The organism is Variovorax sp. 22077, from assembly GCF_052044195.1.
In the GTDB taxonomy this organism is placed as follows: Bacteria; Pseudomonadota; Gammaproteobacteria; order Burkholderiales; family Burkholderiaceae_C; genus Variovorax; species Variovorax atrisoli.
This window is the reverse complement of record NZ_JBQEQC010000025.1, coordinates 1-24,115: the sequence shown is the minus strand read 5'-3', so window position 1 is coordinate 24,115 and position 24,115 is coordinate 1. Positions and strand designations below refer to the sequence as shown.

Sequence of the window (24,115 nt, the reverse complement as noted above, 5' to 3'; positions counted from 1 at the left end):
TCGCAATCGTGATCACGCTTGCTCTGTCCAAAGGCCGCATCTTCGAGGAGACGATGCCCCTGCTGGCCGCCGCCGGCATCGAGGTCACCGAAGACCCCGAGAAATCGCGCAAGCTCATCCTCGGGACCACCCGCCCCGACGTGCGCGTGGTGCTGGTGCGCGCCTCCGACGTGCCCACCTACGTGCAGTACGGCGGCGCCGACCTCGGCGTGACCGGCCTCGACGTCTTGCTCGAGCACGGCAACCAGGGCCTGTACCAGCCGCTGGACCTGCGCATCGCCGCCTGCCGCCTGAGCGTGGCCGTGCGCGCCGACTACGACTACGCCTCGGCCGTGAAGCAGGGCTCGCGCCTGCGCGTGGCCACCAAGTACGTGGGCCTGGCGCGCGACTTCTTCGCCAGCAAGGGCGTCCACGTCGACCTGATCAAGCTCTACGGCAGCATGGAGCTGGCGCCGCTGACCGGCCTGGCCGACGCCATCGTCGACCTGGTCTCCACCGGTAACACGCTCAAGGCCAACCACCTCGTCGAGGTGGAGCGCATCATGGACATCAGCGCCCGCCTGGTGGTGAACCAGGCTGCGCTCAAGCTCAAGCGCGAGCCGATCCGCCACATCATCGACGCCTTCGCCACCGCAATTCCTTCCGCCTGAAATCTCCCGCCTCATGACCTCGAAAGCAGCCCCCCTCCGCCTGTCCACGACTTCAGCCAGCTTCGACGCTGAATTCAAGGCGCGGCTGCATTGGTCCGCGGATGCCGACGCGGCCATCGAGACGGTGGTGGCGGACATCCTCGCCGATGTGCGCAAGCGCGGCGACGAGGCGGTGCTCGAGTACACCCGCCGCTTCGACGGCCTCGGCGCGAGCGCCATGTCCGAGCTCGAACTGACGCAGGCCGATTTCAAGGAAGCATTCGATTCGCTGCCCGCCGCACAGCGCGATGCGCTGCAGGCCGCGGCCGACCGCGTGCGCAGCTACCACGAGGCGCAGAAGAAGGCCAGCGGCGAGAGCTGGAGCTACCGCGACGCGGACGGCACGCTGCTGGGCCAGAAGGTCACGCCGCTCGACCGCGTTGGCATCTACGTGCCGGGCGGCAAGGCGGCCTATCCGTCGAGCCTGCTGATGAACGCGATCCCGGCCCACGTGGCGGGCGTCGGCGAAATCATCATGGTGGTCCCGACGCCCGTGAAGGGCAGCGTGGCGACGGGCGGCGCGGGCGGGCAGTCGTCCACGAAGGGCGAGCGCAATGTGCTGGTGCTCGCCGCCGCCTACGTGGCCGGCGTGACCCGCGCGTTCACCATCGGCGGCGCCCAGGCCGTGGCCGCGCTGGCCTACGGCACCGACACCATCCCTGCCGTCGACAAGATCACCGGCCCCGGCAACGCCTACGTGGCCGCCGCCAAGCGCCGGGTGTTCGGCACCGTGGGCATCGACATGATCGCCGGCCCCAGCGAGATCCTGGTGCTGGCCGACGGCACCACGCCGCCCGAGTGGGTGGCGATGGACCTGTTCAGCCAGGCCGAGCACGACGAGCTGGCCCAGAGCATCCTGCTGTGCCCCGATGCCGCCTACATCGACCGCGTGCAGGCCGAGATCGACCGCCTGCTGCCGACCATGCCGCGCGCGGAGATCATCGCCGCCTCGCTCGACGGCCGCGGCGCGCTGATCCATACCAAGAGCATGGAAGAGGCCTGTGAGATCAGCAACCGCATCGCTCCCGAGCACCTGGAGGTGAGCAGCAGCGAGCCGAACCGCTGGGAGCCGCTGCTGCGCCACGCCGGCGCGATCTTCCTGGGCGCCTTCACCAGCGAGAGCCTGGGCGACTACTGCGCGGGCCCGAACCACGTGCTGCCCACAAGCGGCACCGCGCGCTTCTCGAGCCCGCTGGGCGTGTACGACTTCCAGAAGCGCTCCAGTCTGATCGAGGTCAGCGAGGCCGGTGCCCAGGTGCTGGGCCCCATCGCCGTGGCGCTGGCCGAGGGCGAGGGCCTGCAGGCGCACGCCGAGGCCGCCCGGATGCGGCTGCGTAAGATCTGAATTCCAACAACAACCCGCATGCGGGAGGAGCACGCCTGATGATCGATCGTCTCTTCGGTTTTCGTTTCTTCGGTTCTCGCCTGCTCAGGTTCGCCACCACGGCCGTCGCCGGCGCCGCGCTGCTGGCGGCCTGCAGCCAGATGCCGCAGGCGCCGAGCGGATCGGTGGCCGCCACGGCCACGCCCAGCGCCGCACCCGCGGCGCCTGCGCCGCAGCTCGGTACGCAGTGGGGCGAGGGGATCGAGTCGAGGACCCGCACGGTCGTCACCAAGCGCCTGTCCGACCAGCCCGACGACGTGGCCTCGCTGGGCTACAACGAGGCCTCCGCCGTGCGCCGCGCGGTGGGCGGCAACCCCGAGCGGCGCCTGAGCCTGATGCTGGCCGACGGCGACGTCGAATGGTCGGTGCTCGACGAGGACGGCCGTCCGCTGCCGCTGCAGCGCGCCCGCCGCGGTGCCGGTGGCGACGAGATGTTCCGCCTCGCCGGCGTCGAGGGTTCGCGCTACACGCTGCGCTTTCGCAACCTCAGCGAGCGCAGCTACGAGCTGATCGCCACCGTCGACGGCCTGGACGTGCTCAGCGGCAAGCCCGGCAGCCTGCGCAACGGCGGCTACGTGCTGCAGCCGCTGCAGTCGATCACCATCGAGGGCTTCCGCAAGAGCCAGAACGAGGTGGCGGCCTTCCGCTTCTCCGCGCCCGGCCGCGCCTATGCCGCCAACACCGAGGCCGGCGACGTGCGCAACATCGGCGTGATCGGCGCCGCGCTGTTCGAGCTCGAGGAGCGCAACGCGCCCCGACGCCAGCGCCGCGACGCTGCGCCGCAGCAGCCCAGTGCCTTCCCGGCCGACGGTGCCTACGCGCCGCCGCCGCGCTACCGCAAGTGAGCCCGATGAAGCGTGCCGCCTTCCTGTCGCTCGTGCTCGCGGCGGCCGCGACCGGTGCGCAGGCCATGAGCATCCGCGAGCTGCGCACGCTCGAAGCCGGCGAGAAGGACGGCAAGGCCTACGCCAGCTATTACCTCGTCGGCGTGCTCGAAGGCTTGCGCGAAGGCGTCGAGGCCTCGCAGCGCAACGGGCAGAAGCCGATCTTCTGCATCGAAGGCCGCCGCCTCGAGCCCTCCATGGCGCGCTCGCTCTACCAGACGGAGCTGAGCCGCAACGCCGACAGTTACGAAGCCGACATGCCCGTGCAACTGGTCATGGCCGGCGCCCTCCGCAACAGCTACCGCTGCACCCGATGACCGCTGCTCCTTCCGAACCCGCCCGCCTTCCGCTCGACCGCATCCGCGAGGACGTGCGGTCCATGCACGCCTATGCGGTGCAGGACGCCACCGGCTTCATCAAGCTCGACGCCATGGAGAACCCCTTCGGCCTGCCGCCCGCGCTGCAGGCCGAGCTCGGCGCGCGGCTCGGCGCGCTGGCGCTGAACCGCTACCCGGGCGAGCGAGGCGCCGACCTGCGCCGCGCACTGGCCGCGCATGCGCAGATGCCGGAAGGCTTCGAGCTGATGCTGGGCAACGGCTCGGACGAGCTGATCTCGCTGCTGGCCATCGCCTGCGACAAGCCCGGCGCCACGGTGCTGGCGCCGGTGCCCGGCTTCGTCATGTACGCCATGAGCGCGAGGCTGCAGGGACTGCGCTTCGTCGGCGTGCCGCTGACGGCCGACTTCGAACTCGACGAGGCCGCCATGCTGGCCGCCATCGAGCGCGAGAAACCCGCCATCGTCTACCTCGCGTACCCCAACAACCCCACGGCCAACCTCTGGAACGATGCGGTGCTCGAGCGCATCGTCGAGGCCCAGGGCGCGCAGGGCGGCCTGGTCGCCATCGACGAGGCCTACCAGCCCTTCGCCGCGCGCAGCTACATCGACCGGCTCGCGAAGCACGGCCACGTGCTGCTGATGCGCACGCTCAGCAAGTTCGGCCTGGCCGGCATCCGCCTGGGCTACCTGATGGGCCCAGCCGGGCTGGTCGCCGAGATCGACAAGGTGCGCCCGCCCTACAACGTCAGCGTGCTGAACTGCGAGTGCGCGCTCTTCGCGCTGGAGCACGCCGACGTGTTCGAGGCGCAGGCCCGCCAGATCCGCGAGGAGCGCGAGCGCCTGATGATGGGGCTCGGTCGCCTGCCCGGCGTGAAGACCTGGCCGAGCGACGCCAACATGATCCTGCTGCGCGTGCCCGATGCCGCCAAGACCTTCGATGGCATGAAGGCACACGGGGTGCTGGTGAAGAACGTTTCTAAAATGCACGATCTGCTCGCAAACTGCCTGCGCCTGACCGTCGGAACGGCCGACGAGAATGCGCGGATGCTCGCGGCACTCGAAGCCTCACTATGACCACCCCCACCACCACGGCCCTCGCGGGTGCTGCCGATCGCGTCGCGACGGTCACCCGCAACACCGCCGAGACGAAGATCACCGTCAGCGTCAACCTCGACGGCACCGGAAAGGCCAAGCTCTCGACCGGCATCGGCTTCTTCGACCACATGCTCGACCAGATCGCCCGCCACGGGCTGATCGACCTCGAGATCGACTGCCAGGGCGACCTGCACATCGACGGCCACCACACGGTGGAAGACGTCGGCATCACGCTGGGCCAGGCCGTGGCCAAGGCCGTGGGCGACAAGAAGGGCATCCGCCGCTACGGCCACGCCTACGTGCCGCTGGACGAGGCCCTGAGCCGCGTCGTCATCGACTTCTCGGGCCGCCCGGGCCTGGTGATGCACGTGCCCTTCACCAGCGGGATGATCGGCGCCTTCGACAGCCAGCTCACCTACGAGTTCTTCCAGGGCTTCGTGAACCACGCCTTCGTCACGCTGCACATCGACAACCTCAAGGGCGTCAACGCGCACCACCAGTGCGAGACGGTGTTCAAGGCCTTCGCACGCGCCATGCGCGGCGCGCTCGAACTCGATCCGCGCTCGGCGGGGGTGATCCCGTCGACCAAGGGCTCGCTCTGAGGATGGCGGCCTGAAAGCTATGAAATCTGTAGCAGCAAACACCGTCGCGGTCGTCGACTACGGCATGGGCAACCTGCACTCCGTGTCACAGGCCGTGCGCCATGCGGCCGATCAGGTGGGCGTGGAAGTCTTCGTCACCTCCGACCCGGACGTGGTCCGCAAGGCCACCCGCGTGGTGCTGCCGGGGCAGGGCGCCATGCCCGACTGCATGCGTGAGCTGCGCGACTCCGGCCTGCAGGAATCGGTGCTCGAGGCGGCAGCCAGCAAGCCGCTCTTCGGCGTGTGCGTCGGCATGCAGATGATGCTGTCGCGCAGCGACGAGGGCCCGACCGACGGCCTGGGCCTCATTCCCGGCGAGGTGGTCAAGTTCGACCTGGCCGGACGCCTGCAGCCCGACGGCAGCCGCTTCAAGGTGCCGCAGATGGGCTGGAACCAGGTGCGGCAGGCCCAGCCGCACGCGGTGTGGGCGGGGGTGCCCGACCTCAGCTATTTCTATTTCGTGCACAGCTTCTACGCCCGTCCGGTCGACCCCAAACACAGCGTGGGCGAGGCGGAATACGGCGCGAGCTTTACCGCGGCCATCGCACGAGATAACATTTTTGCAACCCAGTTCCACCCGGAGAAGAGTGCGGACCATGGGCTGCAGCTATATCGCAACTTCCTCCACTGGAACCCCTGAACCTGTTCTTCCTGCCGGGCCCGGGCTCTGACAGCCCGGATCTCGCACACTCGCGTCACTTCCATGCTCCTCATTCCCGCCATTGATCTCAAAGACGGCCACTGCGTTCGCCTCAAGCAGGGCGACATGGATCAGTCCACCATCTTCAGCGAAGACCCCGCCGCCATGGCGCGCAAGTGGGTCGACGCCGGCGCGCGGCGGCTGCACCTGGTCGACCTGAACGGCGCCTTCGCCGGCAAGCCGCAGAACCACGCGGCGATCAAGGCGATCCTGCGCGAGGTGGGCGAAGACATCCCGGTGCAGCTCGGCGGCGGCATCCGCGACCTCGACACCATCGAGCGCTACATCGACGACGGCCTGCGCTACGTGATCATCGGCACCGCCGCGGTCAAGAACCCCGGCTTCCTGAAGGATGCCTGCAGCGCCTTCGGCGGCCACATCATCGTGGGTCTGGACGCCAAGGACGGCAAGGTCGCCACCGACGGCTGGAGCAAGCTCACGGGCCACGAGGTGGCCGACCTGGGCAAGAAGTTCGAGGACTACGGCGTCGAGTCGATCATCTACACCGACATCGGCCGCGACGGCATGCTCTCGGGTATCAACATCGAGGCCACCGTCAAGCTGGCCCAGGCGCTGACCATCCCCGTGATCGCCTCGGGCGGCCTGTCGAACATGGCCGACATCGACCAGCTCTGCGCCGTCGAATCCGACGGCGTCGAGGGCGTGATCTGCGGCCGCGCCATCTATTCGGGCGACCTCGACTTCGCCGCCGCGCAGGCGCGCGCGGACGAGCTGACCGCCTGACGCTCCCGCTGCGCAGCGCGTGCTCTCCGCGCTCGCCATCGCCAACTACCGATCGCTGCGGCAGCTGACCGTGCCGCTGGGGCGGCTCACGGTCGTGACCGGGCCCAACGGCAGCGGCAAGTCGAGCGTCTACCGCGCGATGCGCCTGCTGGCCGATATCGCCAACGGCGGCGTGATCCGCTCGCTGGTGCGCGAGGGCGGGCTTTCATCCACCCTGTGGGCCGGCCCCGAGCGCTTCTCGGCCGCGATGCTGCGCGGCGACGTGCCGGTGCAGGGCACCACGCGCAGCGAGCCCGTGGCGCTGAAGCTGGGCTTCGCCGGCGCCGAGGCCGACGACTTCGGCTACGCCATCGACATCGGCCTGCCGCCTCCCATTCCGTCCACCGCCTTCTCGCACGATCCGCAGATCAAGCACGAGGCCATCTGGAGCGGCCCGCTGCTGCGGCCCTCCACGCAGTTGGTCGACCGCAAGGGCGCCGCGCTGCGGCTGCGCGAGGGCAGGGGCTGGCAGGCCGTCGGCCGGCCCATTCCGGCCTTCGCCAGCATGCTGACCGAGCACGCCGACCCGCGCGATGCGCCCGAGATGCTCACGCTGCGCGAGCAGATGCGTTCCTGGCGCTTCTACGACCACTTCCGCTCCGACGCCGAGGCGCCCGCACGCCAGCCGCAGCTGGGCACCTACACGCCGGTGCTCGCCAACGACGGCGCCGACCTGGCCGCCGCGCTGCAGACCATCCGCGAGATCGGCGATGGCGAAGCGCTCGACCGTGCGGTGGATGATGCCTTTCCGGGCGCCGGCATCGAGATCCGCGTCAACGGCGACCGATTCGAGACGCTGATGCACCAGCACGGCCTGCTGAGGCCTCTGACGGCCGCCGAGCTCTCCGACGGCACGCTGCGCTACCTGCTGTGGATCGCGGCGCTGCTCACGCCGCGGCCGCCCGCGCTGCTGGTGCTCAACGAGCCCGAGACCAGCCTGCACCCCGAGCTGCTGCCCGCGCTGGGCCGCCTCATCGCGCAGGCCGCGCGGCAGTCGCAGGTGATCGTGGTGTCGCACGCGGCACGGCTGATCTCGGCGCTGGACGACAGCGACGGCATGCAGCCTGTGGTGCTGGAAAAGCGCTTCGGCGAGACCCGCATCGCGAACCTCGACATGAGCGAGATCCCGCGATGGGAGTGGCCTGCAAGATAGCTAGCCCGACTACTCGGCCTTCACCGACATCGTCTGGATGATGGTCTCCAGCTGCGCGCTCATCGGCAGGTTGATGCTTTCCCCCGACGGCAGCTTGCGCAGGAACCAGCGCTTGTACTGGCGCTCGATCTCGCCGTCCTCCGCCAGCACCTGGAAGGCGTCGACGACCACCTTGTTGAGCTGGGCATCGCCCTTGCGGTACATGATCCCGTAGGGGTCGTAGGAGAGGAAGTCGCCGACCACCTCGTAGTCGCTCTTCGCGGCGTCCTTGGCGATCAGGCCGTAGAGCAGCACGTCGTCGGTGGCGAAGGCGTCGGCCTGGCCGCTCTTCACGAGGCCGAAGGATTCGGCGTGGTCGCGCGCCACCAGCAGGTCGATGTTGAGCTTGAACTTCTGCGAGAGCTCGCGCAGCGTCTTCTCGTTGGTGGTGCCCGCGGTCACGGCCACCTTGCGGTTGGCGAGGTCGCGGAAGGACTTGATCGGCGAGCCCTTCTTCACCAGCACCTTGGTGCCGGAGACGAACATCGTGGGCGAGAAGCTCACGCGCTTCTGGCGCTCGAGGTTGTTGGTGGTGGAGCCGCACTCCAGGTCGACCTGCCCGCTCACGACCGCGTCGATGCGTGAATCGGAGGTCACGGGCACCCACTTGATTGCGAGGCTCCTGTTCACCGCGTCCTCGATCGCCGTCACCAGCGCGCGGCAGAGCTCAATCGAATAGCCGATGGGCTCGTTGCGCGCATTGAGGTACGAGAAGGGCACGGACGACTCGCGGTAGCCGATGGCGATGGTGCCGCTCTCGCGCACCTTGGCCAGCGTGCCGGTGAGCTGCTCCTGCGCCCGCGCGGGCGCAGCGGGCAGGGCCGCGAGCACCACCGCCGCCAGCAGCGCGGCGAGGAAAGCGAATGGCAGCGTGCCGATGCGCTTCATGATGTGTTCTTCGCTTCGGCTCAGGCGTGCGCCGGGTGGGCGAGGGTGGCGTTGGCCTCTTCGTCGAGCGCCTTGGCGTTGACTTCGGCGTCGCTCTCGGAAAGCAGCTCGCCCTCCCACTTGGCGACCACCGCCGTCGCGATGGAGTTGCCCACCGCGTTGGTGGCCGAGCGGCCCATGTCGAGGAAGGTGTCCACGCCCAGGATCAGCAGCAGGCCGGCCTCGGGAATGTCGAAGTGGTTCAGCGTGGCGGCGATCACCACCAGCGAGGCGCGCGGCACGCCGGCCATGCCCTTGGAGGTGAGCATCAGGATCAGCAGCATCGTGATCTGCGTGCTGATCGGCATGTGGATGTTGTAGGCCTGCGCGATGAAGAGCACGGCGAAGGTGCAGTACATCATCGAGCCGTCGAGGTTGAACGAGTAGCCCATCGGCATCACGAAGCTGGATATCTTGCGCTTCACGCCGAAACGGTCGAGGGCCTGCAGGATCTTCGGATAGGCCGCCTCCGAACTGGCGGTGGCGAACGACAGCAGGAAGGCCTCCTTGATGAGCACCAGCAGCTTGAACACGCGCGGGCCGAGGAACAGGAAGCCGGCCAGGACCAGCACGCTCCAGAGCACGAAGAGGCCCAGGTAGAAGTCGCCCATGAACACCGCGAACTTCAGCAGGATGCCCAGGCCGTTGACGGCCACGGTGGCGGCCATGGCGGCCAGCACGGCCAGCGGCGCGAGCTTCATCACGTAGCCGGTGATCTTGAGCATCGCGTGCGAGAGCTCCTCGATGGCGGCGACCAGCGTCTTGGCCTTGTCGCCCAGCGAAGCCAGCGCCACGCCGAAGAACATCGAGAACACCACGATCTGCAGGATCTCGTTGTTGGCCATGGCCTCGACGAAGGACTTCGGCACCGTGTGGCTCACGAACTCCTTGAGCGTGAACTTGGCCGTGGCGAGGTTGGCCGAGGCGCCGATGTCGGGCAGCGGCAGCCCGAGGTTCTCGCCGGGCTTGAGCAGGTTGGCCATGACCAGGCCGATCACCAGCGAGATCAGCGAGGCCGTGAGGAACCAGCCGATGGCCTTGCCGAACACGCGGCCCACCGACTTGGCGTCGCCCATGTGCGCGATGCCCACCACCAGCGTGGAGAACACCAGCGGGCCGATCAGCATCTTGATGAGGCGCAGGAAGACGTCCGAGACGATGGAGACGTAGTCTGCGATTTCCTTCGCGGCCTTCTTGTCCGGAAAGCTGGTGAAGATCATGTAGCCGACGATGATGCCCAGCACCATCGCGATCAGGATCCATGCGGCCATCGGCAGCTTCTTCATTCGTATCCCCTTTTGTCGTGTGAGAGTGATTTTTTCCGGGTGCGCGGGACCGGCCTGCACCTTGTCTCCCGGTGCAGGCGGCCACAGGGTATCCAAGAAGGCCCCGGCCGCGCAATGGGCCGGGATGCCAGTTCCGTGCCACTGAACGGGCGCTGCCTACAATTCCTCACATGGAAACCAGCCTGATCGAGTTCCGCGGCCAGCCCGCCATGCGCGCAACCGGCGCCGACGGAAGCACCCTTACCGTCGCATTGCATGGTGCCCATGTGCTGTCGTGGACCACGGCCGACGCTGTGGAGAGGCTCTACCTGAGCCCGCGCGCGGTGTTCGACGGACAGGCCGCCATCCGCGGCGGCATACCCATTTGCTGCCCGCAGTTTAACCAGCGCGGCATGCTGCCCAAGCATGGCTTCATGCGCAATTTGCCTTGGGAAAACGCCCCTTCCGACGTCCCCCAGACGCTTCGCCTGACGCTGCGCGACAACGAAGCCACGCGCAGGCTCTGGCCGCACTCTTTCGAGGCACGGCTGGATGCAACGCTGAGCCCCGGCGGGCTTCGCACGGCGCTCACCCTGGTCAACACCGATGCCGCGCCCTGGTCCTTCACCGCGGCGCTGCACACCTACCTGCGCGTCGACGACATCGCCGATGCGCGCCTGGAGGGCCTCCAGGGCGCCGATCGCTGGGATTCGCTGACCGACGAGCGCCATGCCGAAAAGGCGCAGGCGCTGCAGTTCGAGGCCGAGTTCGACAGCGTCTACGGCACGCCGGGCCGGCCGCTGCAGCTGGTGCAGCCGGGCGGCACGGTCGAAATCTCCCAGAGCCCTACCTGCACCGAGACCGTGGTCTGGAACCCCGGCGCCGTGCTAGGTGCGAAACTCGCCGACATGCCCGAAGACGGCTATCGCCACATGCTCTGCGTGGAGGCGGCCCGCATCGACGAGCCCGTGCTGCTCGCGCCCGGCGCCCAATGGCTCGGCTGGCAACAGCTGCGCGTTCTCTGACCACCCCACCGGTTCCTTACCCCACCATGCTTGCAAAACGCATCATTCCCTGCCTCGACGTCACCGGCGGCCGCGTCGTCAAGGGCGTCAACTTCGTCGAACTGCGCGACGCCGGAGATCCGGTCGAGATCGCCGCGCGCTACAACGCGCAGGGGGCCGACGAGCTCACCTTCCTCGACATCACCGCCACCAGCGACGGCCGCGACCTGATCCTGCCGATCATCGAGGCGGTGGCCTCGCAGGTCTTCATTCCGCTGACCGTGGGCGGCGGCGTGCGCACCGTGGCCGACGTGCGCAGGCTGCTCAACGCCGGCGCCGACAAGACCAGCTTCAACTCGGCCGCCATCGCCGATCCGCAGGTGATCAGTGACGCGTCGCAGAAATACGGCTCGCAGTGCATCGTGGTCGCCATCGACGCCAAGCGCCGCAGCCCCGAGGAGGCCGCCACGCGCGGCGCGGGCTGGGACGTGTACAGCCACGGCGGGCGCAAGAACACCGGCCTGGACGCCGTCGAATGGGCCGCCGAGATGGCGCGCCGCGGCGCCGGCGAGATCCTCTTGACCAGCATGGACCGCGACGGCACCAAGAGCGGCTTCGACCTGGAGCTGACCCGCGCGGTGAGCAACGCCGTGAACGTACCGGTGATCGCCTCTGGCGGCGTGGGCAGCCTGGACGACCTGGCCGACGGCATCCAGACCGGCGGCGCCGACGCGGTGCTGGCCGCGAGCATCTTCCACTACGGCGAGCACACGGTCGGCGAGGCCAAGGCCCGCATGGCCGCGCGGGGCATTCCCGTGCGCATCGACCGCTGAATGGCCCCGCGGACAGCCTCCCGGGCAGCCCCAAAAGGCTGTCCAAGGGTCTTTTGCCATCCCCGACAATACCTTCCATGAACTGGCTCGATGAAGTGAAGTGGGACGCGAACGGCCTGGTGCCCGTGATCGCGCAGGAACAGGGCAGCAACGACGTGCTGATGTTCGCCTGGATGAACCGCGAGGCGCTCGAGAAGACCGCCGAGCTGGGCCGCGCGGTGTATTTCAGCCGCTCGCGCAACAAGCTGTGGTTCAAGGGCGAGGAGTCGGGCCACGTGCAGACCGTGCACGAGATCCGCCTCGATTGCGACAGCGACGTGGTGCTGCTCAAGGTCACCCAGCTCGGCCACGAGCCGGGCATCGCCTGCCACACCGGGCGCCACAGCTGCTTCTTCAACAAGTACGACAACGGCGGCTGGAAAGCGGTCGAGCCCGTCTTGAAAGACCCGGAATCGATCTACAAGTGACGGCCACAGTGAACAACGACAGCACCTCCGACGCGCTCGCCCGCCTGGCCGCGGTCATCGAAAGCCGCCTGCCCGCGCGCGGCGGCGACCCCGAGAAAAGCTACGTCGCGCGCCTGCTGCACAAGGGCCCCGACGCCTTCCTCAAGAAGATCGGCGAGGAGGCCACCGAAGTCGTGATGGCCGCCAAGGACGCCGACCACGGCGGCGACCGCTCGAAAATAGTGAACGAAGTGGCCGACCTGTGGTTCCACACCATGGTGGCGCTGGCGCACTACGGTTTCTCTCCGGCCGACGTCACTGCCGAACTGGAGCGCCGCGAGGGCACAAGCGGCATCGAGGAAAAGGCGCTTCGCAAGGTGAAGGCACGGGAAGCCGAAGCCCCCAACGATTGAAAGGACACCTGCCATGGCCAACGACATCGTGAACGTGGAACCCGACGACTCGCTCAAGACCTGGGGCTGGGTCAGTTACATCCTGCACCTGATCGTGGCCATCGGCGCCGTCGTGCCGGGGGCGCAGGCCTCCGTGCTGCTGCTGCTCATCGCGCTGGTGATCGACTTCGTGAAGCGCGACGACGCGGCCGGCACCTGGCAGGCCTCGCATTTCAGCTGGCGCATCCGCTCGGTGCTGTGGGCCGGGCTCCTGTACATCGTCACCTCGTGGCTCTGGCTGCTGCTCTTCGTGCCGGGCTGGATCGCCTGGAGCCTGATCTCGCTGTGGTTCCTCTACCGGATCGTGAAGGGCATGATCCGGATGAACGACGGCCGTCCCATGGAACCCAAAGATGTCATCTGATCCGAACTGCGTCTTCTGCAAAATCATCGAGGGCAAGATTCCCTCCCGCAAGGTCTACGAAGACGAGGACCTGTTCGGCTTCCACGACATCGCGCCCTGGGCGCCGGTGCATTTCATGCTGGTGCCGAAGAAGCACATTCCCTCGATGGCCCAGCTGACGCCCGAGGATTCGGCGCTGATGGGCAAGATCATGACCCTGGCGCCCAAGCTGGCGCTGGAGCAGGGCTGCAGGCCCTACCCGGACGGCGGCTTCCGGGTCGTGGTCAATACGGGTGCGGAGGGCGGGCAGGAGGTTCACCATCTCCATGTCCATGTCATGGGCGGCCCCCGGCCATGGCTTCGCGGCTGACGGGCATTAAGCCAAACTGTCACATTACGCCCGACTAAAATCGGACACATTCTTAGGAGTTCTCCATGGGTTCTTTTTCCATCTGGCACTGGCTGATCGTGCTGCTCGTCGTGGTCATGATCTTCGGCACCAAGAAGCTGCGGAACATCGGTTCGGACCTCGGTGGTGCCGTCAAGGGTTTCAAGGACGGCATGAAGGACGGCTCCGCGTCCGACGCTTCCGCTGCACCCTCGGCTCCCGCCCAGCAGGTGACCGGCCAGCCGGCCAACGGCGACAAGTCGGCGATCGACGTCGAAGCGCGTCAGAAGTCCTGAGCACGGGCAGCAGCACGTGCTCGACCTCGGCATTGAGAAGCTGGCGCTGATCGGCGTCGTCGCGCTGATCGTCATCGGCCCGGAGAAGCTGCCGCGCGTGGCCCGTACCGTCGGCACGCTGCTGGGCAAGGCGCAGCGCTACGTGAACGACGTCAAGGCCGAAGTCAACCGCTCGATGGAGCTCGACGAGCTCCGCAAGATGAAGACCACCGTCGAGGATGCGGCGCGCGACGTCGAGCACAGCATCCACACGGGCGCGAGCGAGTTCGAGAAGCAGTTCAGCGGTTCGGGCGAAACCCTTTCGGCGCTGGCCGAACCCGAGCCGCCACCGCCGCCGGTCTACAAGCACCCCCGCAAGAACTGGCGCCTGAAGCAGGGCGCCACGCCGCAGTGGTACAAGGCGCGCAACGGCGTGCGCACCAAGGCGCTCTCGGGAGCCGCGCGCGTGGCACGCTTCCGCCCGCACAAGATCAACTAGCGGTTTTCCTCCCTTCACCGCGTTCTTCGAGCGCCGCACGCCGGCCGACGTCACGCTATCTTCTTTTCCAATGGCCGATTCAGACAACAAGAGCAACGACAAGGAAGACGAGCTCGCGGGCACCGAACAGCCGTTCGTGGCGCACCTGATGGAGCTTCGCGACCGCCTGCTCTATTGCGTCTACGGCCTCGTGGTCGCGGGTGTGCTGCTGGCGATCTGGCCCGGCCCGGCCGGCCTGATCGACCTGATCGCGGTGCCGATCAAGGCCCACATGCCGCACGACGCGAAGCTCATCGCCATCGGCGTGTTCTCGCCGTTCTTCGTGCCCCTGAAGGTGCTGATGATGGCGGCCGTGCTGCTGGCGCTGCCCTGGCTCATGTACCAGGCGTGGATGTTCGTCGCGCCGGGCCTCTACAGCCATGAGAAACGCTTCGCGCTGCCCCTGATCTGCTTCGGCAGCCTGCTGGCCTATGCGGGCATCGCCTTCGTGCAGCTCTTCGTGCTGGACAAGATGTTCGGCTTCATCCAGCACTTCGCGCCCGCCGCGGTGCAGGCGACGCCCGACATCTCCTCCTACGTGGAGGCGATCCTGTCGCTTTACATCGCCTTCGGCGTGGCGTTCCAGGTGCCGATCGTGGTGATGCTGCTGGTGCGCTTCGACATGGTGACCATCGAGAAGCTCAAGTCCTTCCGCGGCTACTTCATCGTGGTCGCCTTCGTCGTGGCCGCAGTGCTCACGCCGCCCGACGTGGTCTCGCAGCTGGCCCTGGCGGTGCCGATGTGCCTGCTGTACGAAGTGGGCATCCTCGGCGCCAAGTACTTCGCCAGCAGCACCAAGAAGTCCGAAGAAGAGCAGAGCAGCGCCGACTCGGCCTCCAGCTAGCCAGCCCTCCAGCAGGCCCTGCGACAGGGCCCGCTGCGCCCGTCGGGCCCGTAGCCAGCCGCCAAGCTACCCCGAAAATTCCAGAAACACCGCGGAACCGGCTTTGCCGGGCCGCTGGTGTTGCCCCCGGAAGGGGGTTGGCGAAGCGACACGAAGTGCGCGAAGCCTGGGGGAGAGCTTTTTACTCCTGCTGATTCGGCACCTGCCGCACCGGGCTCTTCGGCCTCAGTCCCGGCGTCACGTCCAGTTCCATCTTGTCGCTGCCTCGCTGCAGCGCGAAGCGCGAGGTCGTGCCGGGCTTGAGGCCGGCCACGGCGGTCAGCAGGGCCTGCACGTTGTCCGTCTTCTTCTCGCCCACCGAGGTGATCACGTCGCCCGGCCGGATGCCGGCCTTGGCGGCGGGGCCGTTCTGCAGGACGCCGGTGATGATCACGCCGGAGTCGGCCTTCACGCCGAAGGTCTCGGCCAGCTCGGGCGACAGGTCGCTCGGCTCCACGCCGATCCAGCCGCGGCGCACCTGGCCTTCCTTGACGATGCCCTCGAGCACGATCTTGGCCATCGACACAGGGATGGCGAAGCCGATGCCCATGCTGCCGCCCGAGCGGGAGTAGATCGCGGTGTTGATGCCCTGCAGGTTGCCGTTCACGTCGATCAGCGCGCCGCCCGAGTTGCCGGGGTTGATGGCCGCGTCGGTCTGGATGAAGTTCTCGAAGTTGTTGATGCCGAGCTGGTTGCGGCCCAGCGCGGACACGATGCCGCTGGTCACGGTCTGGCCCACGCCGAAGGGGTTGCCGATTGCCAGCACCTGGTCGCCGACCTGAAGGCCGTCGGAGTCGCCCAGCACGATCACAGGCAGCTTGTCGAGCTCGATCTTCAGCACAGCCAGGTCGGTGTCTGGATCGGTGCCGATCACCTTGCCGCGCGCGTGGCGGCTGTCGTTGAGGGTCACCTCGATCTCGTCGGCGCCTTCCACCACGTGGTTGTTGGTGAGGATGTAGCCGTCGGGGCTCACGATCACGCCGCTGCCCAGGCCCACCTGGGGCTGGTCGTCCTGGTCGCCGAAGAAGAAGCGGAACCACGGGTCGTTGCTGCGCGGGTGGCGTTGGGCGGCCTTGCTGGTGTTGATGCTGACCACTGCGGGCGAAGCCTTCTTGGCAGGCGCGCTCAGGCTGCCGGGGGCCGTGACGCCCGGGTTGCTGGCCGGGGCCTCGACGATCGAGACCACGCCGCCCAGCGAGGTCGCGCGCTTGTTGATCCACTCGGGCTTGAGCGTCGCGACGACGAAGTAAGCCGCCAGCAGGACGGTCACGGCTTGGGCAAATAGCAGCCAGGTGCGTTTCATGAAAGATTGGTGAAAAAGACGTTGGAAAGCCGCAAGCAGCGCGGCAATGTTGTCAATTGTCCCTCAACCGGGCAGTCCGGAGACCGCCCGGGCCGGTCGAGATTAGGAGGGTGCCGGGGCGTGAATTCGGGTTAACACTTAGTATCACGGGTCGGCCCCACCCGGTCCGTCTGTTTTTCGGCCCCCGTGCCGCCCATCCGGCGGGTGCGGCGAGGCCTTCCGTCGGCGCGCCATTCTTTCCGTTTCTCACCCGGTTTCGCGGGTTGGCGCGCGGCCAAGATCTTCCTGCCTGCCATGACTTCAGAAGCTACCACCCCGCACGGCGCACGGCCGGTGCCGGCGCGCACGCTCGCCTCGAGCGACTACAAGACCCTCGGCCTGTCCGCCCTCGGCGGCACGCTGGAGTTCTACGATTTCGTCATCTACGTGTTCTTCGCCACCGTGCTGGGAGCGCTGTTCTTCCCGGCCGACATGCCCGACTGGCTGCGCCAGCTGCAGACCTTCGGCATCTTCGCGGCCGGCTATCTGGCGCGCCCGGTGGGCGGCATCGTCATCGCGCATTTCGGCGACATCTTCGGCCGCAAGCGCATGTTCACGCTGTCGATCTTCCTGATGGCGGCGCCCACGCTGGTGATCGGCCTGCTGCCCACCTACGCCAGCATCGGCGTGGCGGCCCCGCTGCTGCTGCTGGCGATGCGCGTGCTGCAGGGGGCGGCCATCGGCGGCGAGATGCCCGGCGCCTGGGTGTTCGTGGGCGAGCACGTGCCGGAAAAGCGCTACGGCCTGGGCATCGGCGTGCTGACTTCGGGCATCACCGGCGGCATCCTGCTGGGCTCGCTGATCGCGGTGGCCATCAACCGCCACTATTCGCCCGAGCAGGTGAGCGACTTCGCCTGGCGCATTCCGTTCATCCTGGGCGGCGTGTTCGGGCTGGTGTCGGTGTACCTGCGGCGCTTCCTGCATGAGACGCCGGTGTTCAAGGAGCTGGCCGGCCGCCGCAACGCGGCGCGCGAGCTGCCGCTTCGCACCGTGCTGCGCGAGCATCGCCTGGCCTGCGTGTACGTCGCGCTGCTGACCTGGGTGCTGTCGGCCGCCATCGTGGTCGTGGTGCTCTACACGCCCACCTACCTGCAGAAGGTGCACCACATTCCTGCTGCCATGGCGCTGGAGGCCAACGCCCTGGCCACGCTGACGCTCACGCTGGGCTGCGTGCTGGCCGGCTGGGCGAGCGACCGCATCGGCACCCGGGCCGTCATGCTGATCGGCTGGGGCGGCCTGTTCGCCACGGCCTACCTTTTCTACAGCGGCCTGCCCGGTACGCCGGCGACGCTCTTCTGGCACTACGGCCTGGTGGGCCTGTTCGTGGGCTCCATCGCCACCGTGCCGATCGCGGGCGTGCGCGCCTTCCCGGCGCCGGTGCGCTTCACCGGGCTTTCCTTCGCCTACAACATGTCGTACGCGGTCTTCGGCGGGCTCACGCCGGTGATCCTGACGCTCTGGCTGCAGCACGACACGATGGCGCCCGCGCACTACGTCGCGGTGCTGGCCGCGCTCGGCTTCCTGCTGGCGCTGCTGCCCCTGGCCGCGCGCGGCCATGCGATGCGCGACGGTGGCGTGGCGCCCGCGCGCGGCGCGACAATGGCGCGATGAGCACAACCCGCCACGAACTGCTTCACGCATTCGACCTGCTGCTGGCCCCCGGGCGCTTCAAGGACTACGGACCCAACGGCCTGCAGGTCGAAGGGCGCACCGTGGTGCGAAAGATCGTCTCGGGCGTGACCGCCAGCCGCGCGCTGATCGAGGCCGCTATCGAGTCCGACGCCGATGCCATCTTCGTCCACCACGGCCTCTTCTGGCGCGGCCAGGACGGCCGCGTCACCGGCTGGATGAAGCAGCGCCTCGGCCTGCTGCTGGGCCGCGACATCAATCTCTTCGCCTACCACCTGCCGCTCGACGCGCACCCCGAACTCGGCAACAACGCCCAGCTGGGCCTGAAGCTGGGGCTCGTGGCGCATACCGGTCCGGGCGGCCGCTTCGGGGAGCAGGAGCTGGGCTTCATCGGCACGCAGGAAGGCGGCGGGAGCTTCGACAGCGCCAGGACGCTCGCCACCCACGTCGAGAGCGTGCTGAAAAGGCCGGTGACGCTGGTCGATGCCGCACAGCGCCCCATCAGGAACATCGCCTGGTGCACCGGAGGCGCGCAGGGCTACTTCGAGGCCGCCATCGCGGCCGGCGCCGACGCCTTCATCACCGGCGAGATCTCGGAGCCGCAGGCCCACTACGCGCGGGAGATGGGCGTGGCCTTCCTCGCCTGCGGGCATCACGCCACCGAGCGCTACGGCGCCCCCGCGGTGGCGGGGCACGTGGCTGCGCAGCTCGGGCTGACGCACGAGTTCATCGACATCGACAACCCGGCATGAGCGCGGCGCGGAGCACGGAGGTGTATTTCCAATGAGCGGCTCCATCGCCATCACGCTGGGCGACCCCGCCGGCATCGGCCCTGAAATCATCGTCAAGGCCTTCCGCGACGCGCCCGAAGCGACGCGTGGCGCCTTCGTCGCCGGCGACGTGGGCACGCTGCGCAAGGCATCGCAGGCCCTGGCCGCCGACGGCCGCCCCGGCTGGCCGGTGCTGGAGATCGAATCGGTCGCCGAGGCGGCCAGTGTTCCGCCAGGCTGCATCCCGGTACTGCAGGTGATCGCGCCGCCCTCTGGCATCGAAACGGGCCGCATCAGCGCCGAGGCCGGCCGCGTGGCGGGCGAATGCGTGGTGTGGGCCGCGCGGGCCGCGCTGCGCGGCGAGATCGGCGCCATCGTGACCGCGCCCCTGCACAAGGAGGCGCTGTCGGCCGCCGGCTTTCCGTACCCCGGCCACACCGAGCTGCTGCAGGCCGAGGCGGCCGCGCACCTGGGCCGCACCGTGGCCGACGTGCCGGTGCGCATGATGCTGGCCAACGACGAGCTGCGCACCGTGCTCGTCAGCATCCACATGTCGCTGCGCAAGGCCATCGAGGCGGTGCGCTTCGAGGGCGTGCTGGAGACGCTGCGCATCACGCACCGTGCGCTCACGCACGCGCTGGGCCGCGCGCCGCGCATCGGCGTGGCGGGGCTCAATCCGCATGCGGGCGAGGGCGGGCTCTTCGGCTCGGAGGAGCGGGAGATCATCGCGCCGGCCGTCGAGGCGGCGCGCGCCGAGGGCATCGATGCCAGCGGGCCTCACGCGCCCGACACGGTCTTCATGCGCGCACGCGCCAAGAACGGCGTGCCGTCCAGCGGCGAGTTCGACGTGGTGATCGCGATGTACCACGACCAGGGACTGATCCCGGTCAAGTACCTGGGCGTGGAAAAGGGTGTGAACGTGACGCTGGGCCTGCCGCTCGTGCGCACCAGTCCCGATCACGGTACCGCGTTCGACATTGCCGGAACGGGGCGGGCCGATGCGTCCAGCCTCGTGGAGGCGCTGCGCATGGCTCGCACGCTGAGCTGAACCGACTTCTCCAGAAACACCGCGGAACCGGCTTTGCCGGGCCGTGGGTGTTGCCCGGCAGGGTCAAGGCGTGCGCGACATGAAGTGCGCGCAGCCTGGGGCGGGCAACAGGTTCAGCGCTGCTTGAGGCTGTCGCGGATCTCGCGCAGCAGCACCACGTCTTCGGGTGTCGCGGGGGCTGCGGCGGGCGCCGGCTCCTCGGTGCGCTTCAGGCGGTTGATCTGCTTGACCATCATGAAGATGATGAAGGCGAGGATCACGAAGTTGACGGCGATGGTGATGAAGTTGCCGTACGCCAGCACCGGGACGCCTGCCTTCTTCAGGTCCGCCAGCGTGTTCGCGACGCCCGGCGGCACCGTGCCCAGCACCACGTAGAGATTCGAGAAATCGAGCTTGCCGAACACCACGCCCACCAGCGGCATGATGATGTCGGCCACGAGCGAGTCGACGATCTTGCCGAAGGCCGCGCCGATGATCACGCCGACCGCGAGGTCGATGACGTTGCCCTTGACGGCAAATTCCTTGAATTCACTGAGGATGCTCATGATTCAAAAGGCTGCTGGAGCTCTGCTGTTGAAGGAGAGCCGAGTATGCCCGCGATTGCTCACTTCTCCAGCGGGCGCGGTGCCACATCGACGTGCGCAGCCGGCAACCCTTCACGACTGCGCGAGGCAATCTGCCTGTAGCCGTCTTCCAGGTGGCGCACGAAGCGTGGCGTGTCGAAGTAGCCGCTGCGCGCTTCCTTGGCCTTCGCGAGGCGCGAGCGCAGCGCCGCCAGCTCTTCCCGGTGCGTGGCGTAGTGGATGGCCTTTTGGACATACTCCGCGTGGTTCGTGGCCACCAGCTCCGGCAGTCCGATGGCGCGCAGCAGGCTGCCCGCCATGCGCGACACCATCGTCGTGCCGGTGAGCGCCAGCAGCGGCACGCTCGACCACAGCACGTCGTTCGCGGTCGCGCCGCTGCTGTAGGGGAAGGTGTCGATGAACAGGTCGGCCAGGCCGATGCGCGCCAGGTGCTGATCGACCGGCATGCGCGGCGACACGATCAGGCGCTCGGCCGGCAGGCCCGCCTTCTCCCATTGCGCGCGCAGGTTCTGCTCGAAGCCGTTCGGGCCCTGGGCCAGCCACAGCACCGAGTTCGGAATGCCCTGCACGATGCGCACCCAGGCCTCGAAGGTCTCGGGCTGGATCTTGAAGGACTGCGAGAAGTTGCACAGCACGAAGGCGTCTTCGGGCAGGCCGTGCTCGGCGCGCGTGGGCCTGTGCGGATTGACCGGCCGCTGGGTGTCGATGACCTGGAAGGTCTCCGGCAGGCGCAGCAGCTTCTCGGAGTAGCAGTCTTCCGTGCCCGGCGGCGAGAGGAAGTTGTCGGACACCAGGTAGTCGTAGTTGGGCGTGCCGCTGGTGCCCATGTAGCCCAGCCACATGAGCTGCGCGGGCGCCGCGTGGTAGGCCATCACCTGCGGCTTGGCGCCGCGCGTGTCGCCCGAGAGGTCGACCAGGATGTCGATCTCGTCGTCGCGGATGCGCTCGGCCATCTGCTGGATCGACAGGCCCTGCAGGTCGACGAAATGTTCCGCGGTGGCGGCGATGCGCGCCCGTGCGGGGTGGCCGTCGTCGGGGCCGTAGGAGTAGATGAAGACTTCGAACTCCTTGCGGTCGTGCCGGCCATAGAGCTCTGCCGTCAGGTGCGCCACCGGATGGTTGCGGAAGTCGAAGGAGTAGTAGCCCACGCGGATGCGCGGCGAGGTGCGGCGCGCGCCCGCATCGGCAAAGGGCCTGATGGCCGTGTTGCGGTCGGCCAGCAGGGCGGAGCGCTGCGTCCAGTTCATGAGGCGGCGCGCGTCGTCGTAGTTCGACATCAGGATGAATGACGACACCGTCTGGTCGTTGCTCGGGTTGTCGAGCAGCGCCGCGATGCGCTCGCGCAGTTCGGGCACGCCGTTCCAGTCGGCGATGTGCGCCTTCTCGCCCAGCATCCACACCATGGCGGGCATGAAGTCGGGATCGTCGCGCAGGCACTGCTCGAACTCGGCGATGGCCTCCTTCGACTGGCCTGCCATCACGTAGGTCACGCCCAGGTTGCATCGCGCGAGCACCTGGCGCGGGTGCACCTCGAGGGCCTTCTTCAGCACCTCGATGGCAGTGTCGAAGCGGCCGAGCCGGAAGTTCACCGTGCCCAGGTTGTTCAGCAGCAGCTCGTGCTCGGGCAGGCTTTCGAGCGCGAGCCTGTAGAGCTCGGCCGACTCCGCGAAGCGCATCGACACGCCCTCGAGCGCTCCGCACACGCCGTAGAGCGCAGCCACGCCCTCGGGGTCGGACAGCGCCTTGTGGCGCTCCTCGGCCGGCCAGTTGCGCATGGCGCGCTGCATCGGTTCGATCGCCTCCTCGATGCGTCCGCAGGCCTGCAGCGCCCTGGAGAGCATGAACGCGGCCTCGCAGTCCATCGGGTCGGCGGCGGCCTTTTCATACGCGCCGAGCGCGGCGGCCCAGTCCTTCTGGTGCGCGCGGATCTTGCCGATGTTCTTGTGCGCGGCGGCGTAGCCTGGGTCCAGCGCCAGCGCGCGGCCGAACTGCGTGATCGCCTCGTCGAAGCGGTCCTGCTCCATGTCGATGGCGCCGGCGTTGTTCCATGCGGCGGGTGCCTGCGGCGCGAGCCGCGTGGCCTCGGCGGCGGCTTCGCGCGCCTGGCGGAATTTCTTCTGCTGGCGATAGACCGCCGACAGGTTCACGTAGGCCTCGGGGTAGTTGGGCTGGGCCTTGATCGCGCGGCGAAGGTCCTGCTGCGCTTCGTTCGGCAGGCCCATGTGCATGAAGATCGTCGCGCGGGTGTTGAAGTAGAAGTGGTGCGGCGACCGTGCGATCGCCCGGTTCACGTAGTTCAGCGCCAGCTTGGGACGGCCTTGCCGGTACAGCGCCTCGCCGCTGAGGTGCAGCGCGTCGGCATGCTCGGGGAAGCGCGACAGCAGCGCCTCGTAGACCTGCAGGGCCTCCGCGAAGCGGCCCACCCGGTGCAGCGCCAGACCCTGCTCCAGGAGTTGCCCGGCGTCCGCGGCCGGCGTGGAGGGAGCGGGAGCGAGAGAAGGTGAGTTCATGAATCCGCGTGAAGAGTGTCGAGTCTGGAGTCGAGACTGGGTCGGGACAGTGATTGCGGCCGCTTCGGTGCCGGCCTTCCGCACAAGTGAAAAGGCCGGTCACCCAGTATAGGGGCCGGCCTTTCGATTGCATCCGCTGGCATTCCCGCGGCGCGCTCGCTGGCGCCGCGGAAGTGCCGGGCGGATTACCAGGACCAGGAGGCGCCGATGCCGCCGCCGACCTTGCCGTTGTTGCCGCTGCCGATGTTCAGCTTGATCTGCGCGCCTTCGCCGATGCGGAAGCTGGCCGCTGCAGCGATGGCCGACCGGCCGTCGTACGAGCCCACGCCCACGCCGATGCCGAAGTTCTTGCCCGCCTCGAGCGCCGGCACCGAGGCCGCGGCCAGCGCGATGGCCGCGCCGGTGCTGCTGGTCCTGCGCATGTCCTGCACCTCGCTGCGGACCTGGTTCAACTGCGACATGTTCGCGGCATCCGTCGGCAGCACGCCCGGGGCCACGTTCTGCACGCGCCCGTTGGCGACCACGCCGTTGCCTGCGGTGATGGTGCCGCCCGCATTCACGTTGCCGGTGACGTTGACCGTGCCCGCATTCAGCGTCGTGACGTTGCCGGTCACGGCGTTGATCGTGGTGATGTTGCCGGTCTGCGTGTTCAGCACCGTGATGTTGCCGTTGGCCGCGGTGATCGTCTGGAAGTTGCCGGTGGTGGCATTCACCGTGCTGGCGTTCACCGTCGTGGCGGCGACCGTGCCGGCGGTCAGTGCATTGACCGTGGCGCTGGCGGCCGACAGGTTGGTCGTGCTGACGTTCGTCGCGCTCAGCGTGTTGATCGTGCCGCGGCTGGCCGACAGGTTGGTGGTGCTGACGTTGGTGGCGCTCAGCGTGTTGATCGTGCCGGCGTTGGCAGTCAGGTTGGTGGTGCTGACGTTGGTTGCGCTCAGCGTGTTGATCGTGCCATTGCTGGCCGTCAGATTGGTGGTGCTGACGTTGGTGGCGCTCAACGTGTTGATCGTGCCATTGCTGGCCGTCAGATTGGTGGTGCTGACGTTGGTTGCGCTCAACGTGTTGATCGTTCCGTTGCTGGCCGTCAGATTGGTGGTGCTGACGTTGGTGGCGCTCAGCGTGTTGATCGTTCCGTTGCTGGCCGTCAGATTGGTGGTGCTGACGTTGGTGGCG

The 24,115-nt window shown here is 68.0% G+C and carries 27 protein-coding genes; 21 read left to right on the top strand and 6 right to left on the bottom strand.

From position 1 onward, the window contains the following. Window positions 1-8 precede the first annotated feature (8 nt). The 9 genes from hisG to ACTJLF_RS28215 all read left to right on the top strand — a co-directional run bounded on the left by hisG (window position 9) and on the right by ACTJLF_RS28215 (window position 7,666). Window positions 9-650, top strand: coding sequence for an ATP phosphoribosyltransferase (hisG, locus tag ACTJLF_RS28255; protein WP_019654410.1), 642 nt, complete (start codon window positions 9-11; stop codon window positions 648-650). 13 nt (window positions 651-663) lie between these two features. Beyond that, window positions 664-2,034: a histidinol dehydrogenase gene (gene hisD, locus ACTJLF_RS28250; RefSeq protein ID WP_132752353.1), complete on the top strand. Its 1,371-nt coding sequence runs from the start codon at window positions 664-666 to the stop codon at window positions 2,032-2,034. Window positions 2,035-2,072: 38 nt separating this feature from the next. After that, window positions 2,073-2,918: a hypothetical protein gene (locus tag ACTJLF_RS28245; protein ID WP_132752354.1), complete on the top strand. Its 846-nt coding sequence runs from the start codon at window positions 2,073-2,075 to the stop codon at window positions 2,916-2,918. A 5-nt stretch (window positions 2,919-2,923) separates the two neighbouring features. Beyond that, window positions 2,924-3,274 (top strand): hypothetical protein, encoded by a 351-nt coding sequence (locus tag ACTJLF_RS28240; RefSeq protein ID WP_019654407.1) that lies wholly within the window; start codon window positions 2,924-2,926, stop codon window positions 3,272-3,274. Beyond that, entirely contained in the window at window positions 3,271-4,368 is a 1,098-nt protein-coding gene (gene hisC, locus ACTJLF_RS28235) for a histidinol-phosphate transaminase (protein ID WP_132752355.1), read from the top strand. The genes ACTJLF_RS28240 and hisC overlap by 4 nt, the downstream gene beginning before the upstream one ends. Next, a complete protein-coding gene (gene hisB / locus ACTJLF_RS28230) occupies window positions 4,365-4,991 on the top strand; it encodes an imidazoleglycerol-phosphate dehydratase HisB (RefSeq protein WP_019654405.1) in 627 nt (208 codons plus the stop codon). The genes hisC and hisB overlap by 4 nt, the downstream gene beginning before the upstream one ends. A gap of 19 nt (window positions 4,992-5,010) precedes the next feature. Beyond that, complete coding sequence (gene hisH, locus ACTJLF_RS28225) at window positions 5,011-5,670, top strand: imidazole glycerol phosphate synthase subunit HisH (RefSeq protein WP_019654404.1); 660 nt, start codon at window positions 5,011-5,013, stop codon at window positions 5,668-5,670. A gap of 63 nt (window positions 5,671-5,733) precedes the next feature. Beyond that, the gene (hisA, locus tag ACTJLF_RS28220; protein WP_019654403.1) at window positions 5,734-6,474 is read left to right on the top strand and encodes a 1-(5-phosphoribosyl)-5-[(5-phosphoribosylamino)methylideneamino]imidazole-4-carboxamide isomerase; all 741 of its coding nucleotides are present in this window, start codon (window positions 5,734-5,736) and stop codon (window positions 6,472-6,474) included. A 19-nt stretch (window positions 6,475-6,493) separates the two neighbouring features. Next, window positions 6,494-7,666 carry an AAA family ATPase gene (locus ACTJLF_RS28215; protein ID WP_132752356.1) on the top strand — a complete coding sequence of 391 codons (1,173 nt, stop codon included), beginning with the start codon at window positions 6,494-6,496 and terminating at the stop codon, window positions 7,664-7,666. 9 nt (window positions 7,667-7,675) lie between these two features. On the opposite strand, the gene ACTJLF_RS28210 is transcribed toward ACTJLF_RS28215, so the two are convergent. Next, window positions 7,676-8,593 carry an amino acid ABC transporter substrate-binding protein gene (locus ACTJLF_RS28210; RefSeq protein WP_132752357.1) on the bottom strand — a complete coding sequence of 306 codons (918 nt, stop codon included), beginning with the start codon at window positions 8,591-8,593 and terminating at the stop codon, window positions 7,676-7,678. A gap of 20 nt (window positions 8,594-8,613) precedes the next feature. Beyond that, entirely contained in the window at window positions 8,614-9,918 is a 1,305-nt protein-coding gene (locus tag ACTJLF_RS28205) for a dicarboxylate/amino acid:cation symporter (RefSeq protein WP_019654400.1), read from the bottom strand. Between the two features lie 170 nt (window positions 9,919-10,088). On the opposite strand from ACTJLF_RS28205, the gene ACTJLF_RS28200 reads away from it, so the two are divergent. The 9 genes from ACTJLF_RS28200 (at window position 10,089) to tatC (ending at window position 15,020) form a co-directional block, all read left to right on the top strand. Next, window positions 10,089-10,922: a D-hexose-6-phosphate mutarotase gene (locus ACTJLF_RS28200; RefSeq protein WP_132752358.1), complete on the top strand. Its 834-nt coding sequence runs from the start codon at window positions 10,089-10,091 to the stop codon at window positions 10,920-10,922. A 26-nt stretch (window positions 10,923-10,948) separates the two neighbouring features. Then, window positions 10,949-11,734 (top strand): imidazole glycerol phosphate synthase subunit HisF, encoded by a 786-nt coding sequence (gene hisF, locus ACTJLF_RS28195; protein WP_019654398.1) that lies wholly within the window; start codon window positions 10,949-10,951, stop codon window positions 11,732-11,734. 68 nt (window positions 11,735-11,802) lie between these two features. Then, entirely contained in the window at window positions 11,803-12,201 is a 399-nt protein-coding gene (gene hisI / locus ACTJLF_RS28190; RefSeq protein WP_184605003.1) for a phosphoribosyl-AMP cyclohydrolase, read from the top strand. Beyond that, complete coding sequence (locus tag ACTJLF_RS28185) at window positions 12,198-12,593, top strand: phosphoribosyl-ATP diphosphatase (RefSeq protein WP_126182687.1); 396 nt, start codon at window positions 12,198-12,200, stop codon at window positions 12,591-12,593. The genes hisI and ACTJLF_RS28185 overlap by 4 nt, the downstream gene beginning before the upstream one ends. Window positions 12,594-12,606: 13 nt before the next feature. After that, a complete protein-coding gene (locus ACTJLF_RS28180; protein WP_126182688.1) occupies window positions 12,607-12,996 on the top strand; it encodes a DUF4870 family protein in 390 nt (129 codons plus the stop codon). Next, window positions 12,986-13,345, top strand: coding sequence for a histidine triad nucleotide-binding protein (locus ACTJLF_RS28175; RefSeq protein ID WP_132752359.1), 360 nt, complete (start codon window positions 12,986-12,988; stop codon window positions 13,343-13,345). The genes ACTJLF_RS28180 and ACTJLF_RS28175 overlap by 11 nt, the downstream gene beginning before the upstream one ends. 65 nt (window positions 13,346-13,410) lie before the next feature. Further along, window positions 13,411-13,659, top strand: a complete 249-nt coding sequence (tatA, locus tag ACTJLF_RS28170; RefSeq protein ID WP_019654393.1) for a Sec-independent protein translocase subunit TatA — start codon at window positions 13,411-13,413, stop codon at window positions 13,657-13,659. A gap of 16 nt (window positions 13,660-13,675) precedes the next feature. Further along, the gene (tatB, locus tag ACTJLF_RS28165) at window positions 13,676-14,137 is read left to right on the top strand and encodes a Sec-independent protein translocase protein TatB (RefSeq protein ID WP_019654392.1); all 462 of its coding nucleotides are present in this window, start codon (window positions 13,676-13,678) and stop codon (window positions 14,135-14,137) included. Window positions 14,138-14,207: 70 nt separating this feature from the next. After that, a complete protein-coding gene (gene tatC / locus ACTJLF_RS28160; protein ID WP_019654391.1) occupies window positions 14,208-15,020 on the top strand; it encodes a twin-arginine translocase subunit TatC in 813 nt (270 codons plus the stop codon). A 181-nt stretch (window positions 15,021-15,201) separates the two neighbouring features. On the opposite strand, the gene ACTJLF_RS28155 is transcribed toward tatC, so the two are convergent. After that, window positions 15,202-16,362: a trypsin-like peptidase domain-containing protein gene (locus ACTJLF_RS28155; protein WP_019654390.1), complete on the bottom strand. Its 1,161-nt coding sequence runs from the start codon at window positions 16,360-16,362 to the stop codon at window positions 15,202-15,204. A 294-nt stretch (window positions 16,363-16,656) separates the two neighbouring features. Between ACTJLF_RS28155 and ACTJLF_RS28150 the strand changes: the two genes are divergently transcribed. From ACTJLF_RS28150 to pdxA, 3 genes are read left to right on the top strand one after another with little or no spacing between them, the layout of a single operon-like run. Next, entirely contained in the window at window positions 16,657-18,012 is a 1,356-nt protein-coding gene (locus ACTJLF_RS28150) for an MFS transporter (RefSeq protein ID WP_019654389.1), read from the top strand. Then, window positions 18,009-18,782, top strand: coding sequence for a Nif3-like dinuclear metal center hexameric protein (locus tag ACTJLF_RS28145; RefSeq protein ID WP_019654388.1), 774 nt, complete (start codon window positions 18,009-18,011; stop codon window positions 18,780-18,782). Before ACTJLF_RS28150 ends, ACTJLF_RS28145 begins: the two co-directional genes overlap by 4 nt. A gap of 31 nt (window positions 18,783-18,813) precedes the next feature. Next, entirely contained in the window at window positions 18,814-19,848 is a 1,035-nt protein-coding gene (gene pdxA / locus ACTJLF_RS28140; protein ID WP_019654387.1) for a 4-hydroxythreonine-4-phosphate dehydrogenase PdxA, read from the top strand. Window positions 19,849-19,961: 113 nt separating this feature from the next. Here the strand turns inward: pdxA and mscL are convergent, their stop codons facing one another. The 3 genes from mscL to ACTJLF_RS28125 all read right to left on the bottom strand — a co-directional run. After that, entirely contained in the window at window positions 19,962-20,393 is a 432-nt protein-coding gene (gene mscL / locus ACTJLF_RS28135) for a large conductance mechanosensitive channel protein MscL (RefSeq protein ID WP_019654386.1), read from the bottom strand. A 59-nt stretch (window positions 20,394-20,452) separates the two neighbouring features. Further along, window positions 20,453-22,942, bottom strand: a complete 2,490-nt coding sequence (locus ACTJLF_RS28130) for a tetratricopeptide repeat protein (RefSeq protein ID WP_132752360.1) — start codon at window positions 22,940-22,942, stop codon at window positions 20,453-20,455. Between the two features lie 185 nt (window positions 22,943-23,127). Beyond that, on the bottom strand, window positions 23,128-24,115 hold a 988-nt coding region (locus tag ACTJLF_RS28125; protein ID WP_440884351.1), incomplete at its 5' end, for a YadA-like family protein.

What these genes read in the sequence shown, in the direction of transcription:
- hisD (WP_132752353.1), top strand. Translation starts at nt 664, where the DNA reads ATGACCTCGAAAGCAGCCCCCCTCCGCCTGTCCACGACTTCAGCCAGC.
- ACTJLF_RS28245 (WP_132752354.1), top strand. Translation starts at nt 2,073, where the DNA reads ATGATCGATCGTCTCTTCGGTTTTCGTTTCTTCGGTTCTCGCCTGCTC.
- ACTJLF_RS28240 (WP_019654407.1), top strand. Translation starts at nt 2,924, where the DNA reads ATGAAGCGTGCCGCCTTCCTGTCGCTCGTGCTCGCGGCGGCCGCGACC.
- hisC (WP_132752355.1), top strand. Translation starts at nt 3,271, where the DNA reads ATGACCGCTGCTCCTTCCGAACCCGCCCGCCTTCCGCTCGACCGCATC.
- hisB (WP_019654405.1), top strand. Translation starts at nt 4,365, where the DNA reads ATGACCACCCCCACCACCACGGCCCTCGCGGGTGCTGCCGATCGCGTC.
- hisH (WP_019654404.1), top strand. Translation starts at nt 5,011, where the DNA reads ATGAAATCTGTAGCAGCAAACACCGTCGCGGTCGTCGACTACGGCATG.
- hisA (WP_019654403.1), top strand. Translation starts at nt 5,734, where the DNA reads ATGCTCCTCATTCCCGCCATTGATCTCAAAGACGGCCACTGCGTTCGC.
- ACTJLF_RS28210 (WP_132752357.1), bottom strand. Translation starts at nt 8,593, where the DNA reads ATGAAGCGCATCGGCACGCTGCCATTCGCTTTCCTCGCCGCGCTGCTG.
- ACTJLF_RS28205 (WP_019654400.1), bottom strand. Translation starts at nt 9,918, where the DNA reads ATGAAGAAGCTGCCGATGGCCGCATGGATCCTGATCGCGATGGTGCTG.
- ACTJLF_RS28200 (WP_132752358.1), top strand. Translation starts at nt 10,089, where the DNA reads ATGGAAACCAGCCTGATCGAGTTCCGCGGCCAGCCCGCCATGCGCGCA.
- hisF (WP_019654398.1), top strand. Translation starts at nt 10,949, where the DNA reads ATGCTTGCAAAACGCATCATTCCCTGCCTCGACGTCACCGGCGGCCGC.
- ACTJLF_RS28180 (WP_126182688.1), top strand. Translation starts at nt 12,607, where the DNA reads ATGGCCAACGACATCGTGAACGTGGAACCCGACGACTCGCTCAAGACC.
- ACTJLF_RS28175 (WP_132752359.1), top strand. Translation starts at nt 12,986, where the DNA reads ATGTCATCTGATCCGAACTGCGTCTTCTGCAAAATCATCGAGGGCAAG.
- tatA (WP_019654393.1), top strand. Translation starts at nt 13,411, where the DNA reads ATGGGTTCTTTTTCCATCTGGCACTGGCTGATCGTGCTGCTCGTCGTG.
- tatC (WP_019654391.1), top strand. Translation starts at nt 14,208, where the DNA reads ATGGCCGATTCAGACAACAAGAGCAACGACAAGGAAGACGAGCTCGCG.
- ACTJLF_RS28155 (WP_019654390.1), bottom strand. Translation starts at nt 16,362, where the DNA reads ATGAAACGCACCTGGCTGCTATTTGCCCAAGCCGTGACCGTCCTGCTG.
- ACTJLF_RS28150 (WP_019654389.1), top strand. Translation starts at nt 16,657, where the DNA reads ATGACTTCAGAAGCTACCACCCCGCACGGCGCACGGCCGGTGCCGGCG.
- ACTJLF_RS28145 (WP_019654388.1), top strand. Translation starts at nt 18,009, where the DNA reads ATGAGCACAACCCGCCACGAACTGCTTCACGCATTCGACCTGCTGCTG.
- pdxA (WP_019654387.1), top strand. Translation starts at nt 18,814, where the DNA reads ATGAGCGGCTCCATCGCCATCACGCTGGGCGACCCCGCCGGCATCGGC.
- mscL (WP_019654386.1), bottom strand. Translation starts at nt 20,393, where the DNA reads ATGAGCATCCTCAGTGAATTCAAGGAATTTGCCGTCAAGGGCAACGTC.
- ACTJLF_RS28130 (WP_132752360.1), bottom strand. Translation starts at nt 22,942, where the DNA reads ATGAACTCACCTTCTCTCGCTCCCGCTCCCTCCACGCCGGCCGCGGAC.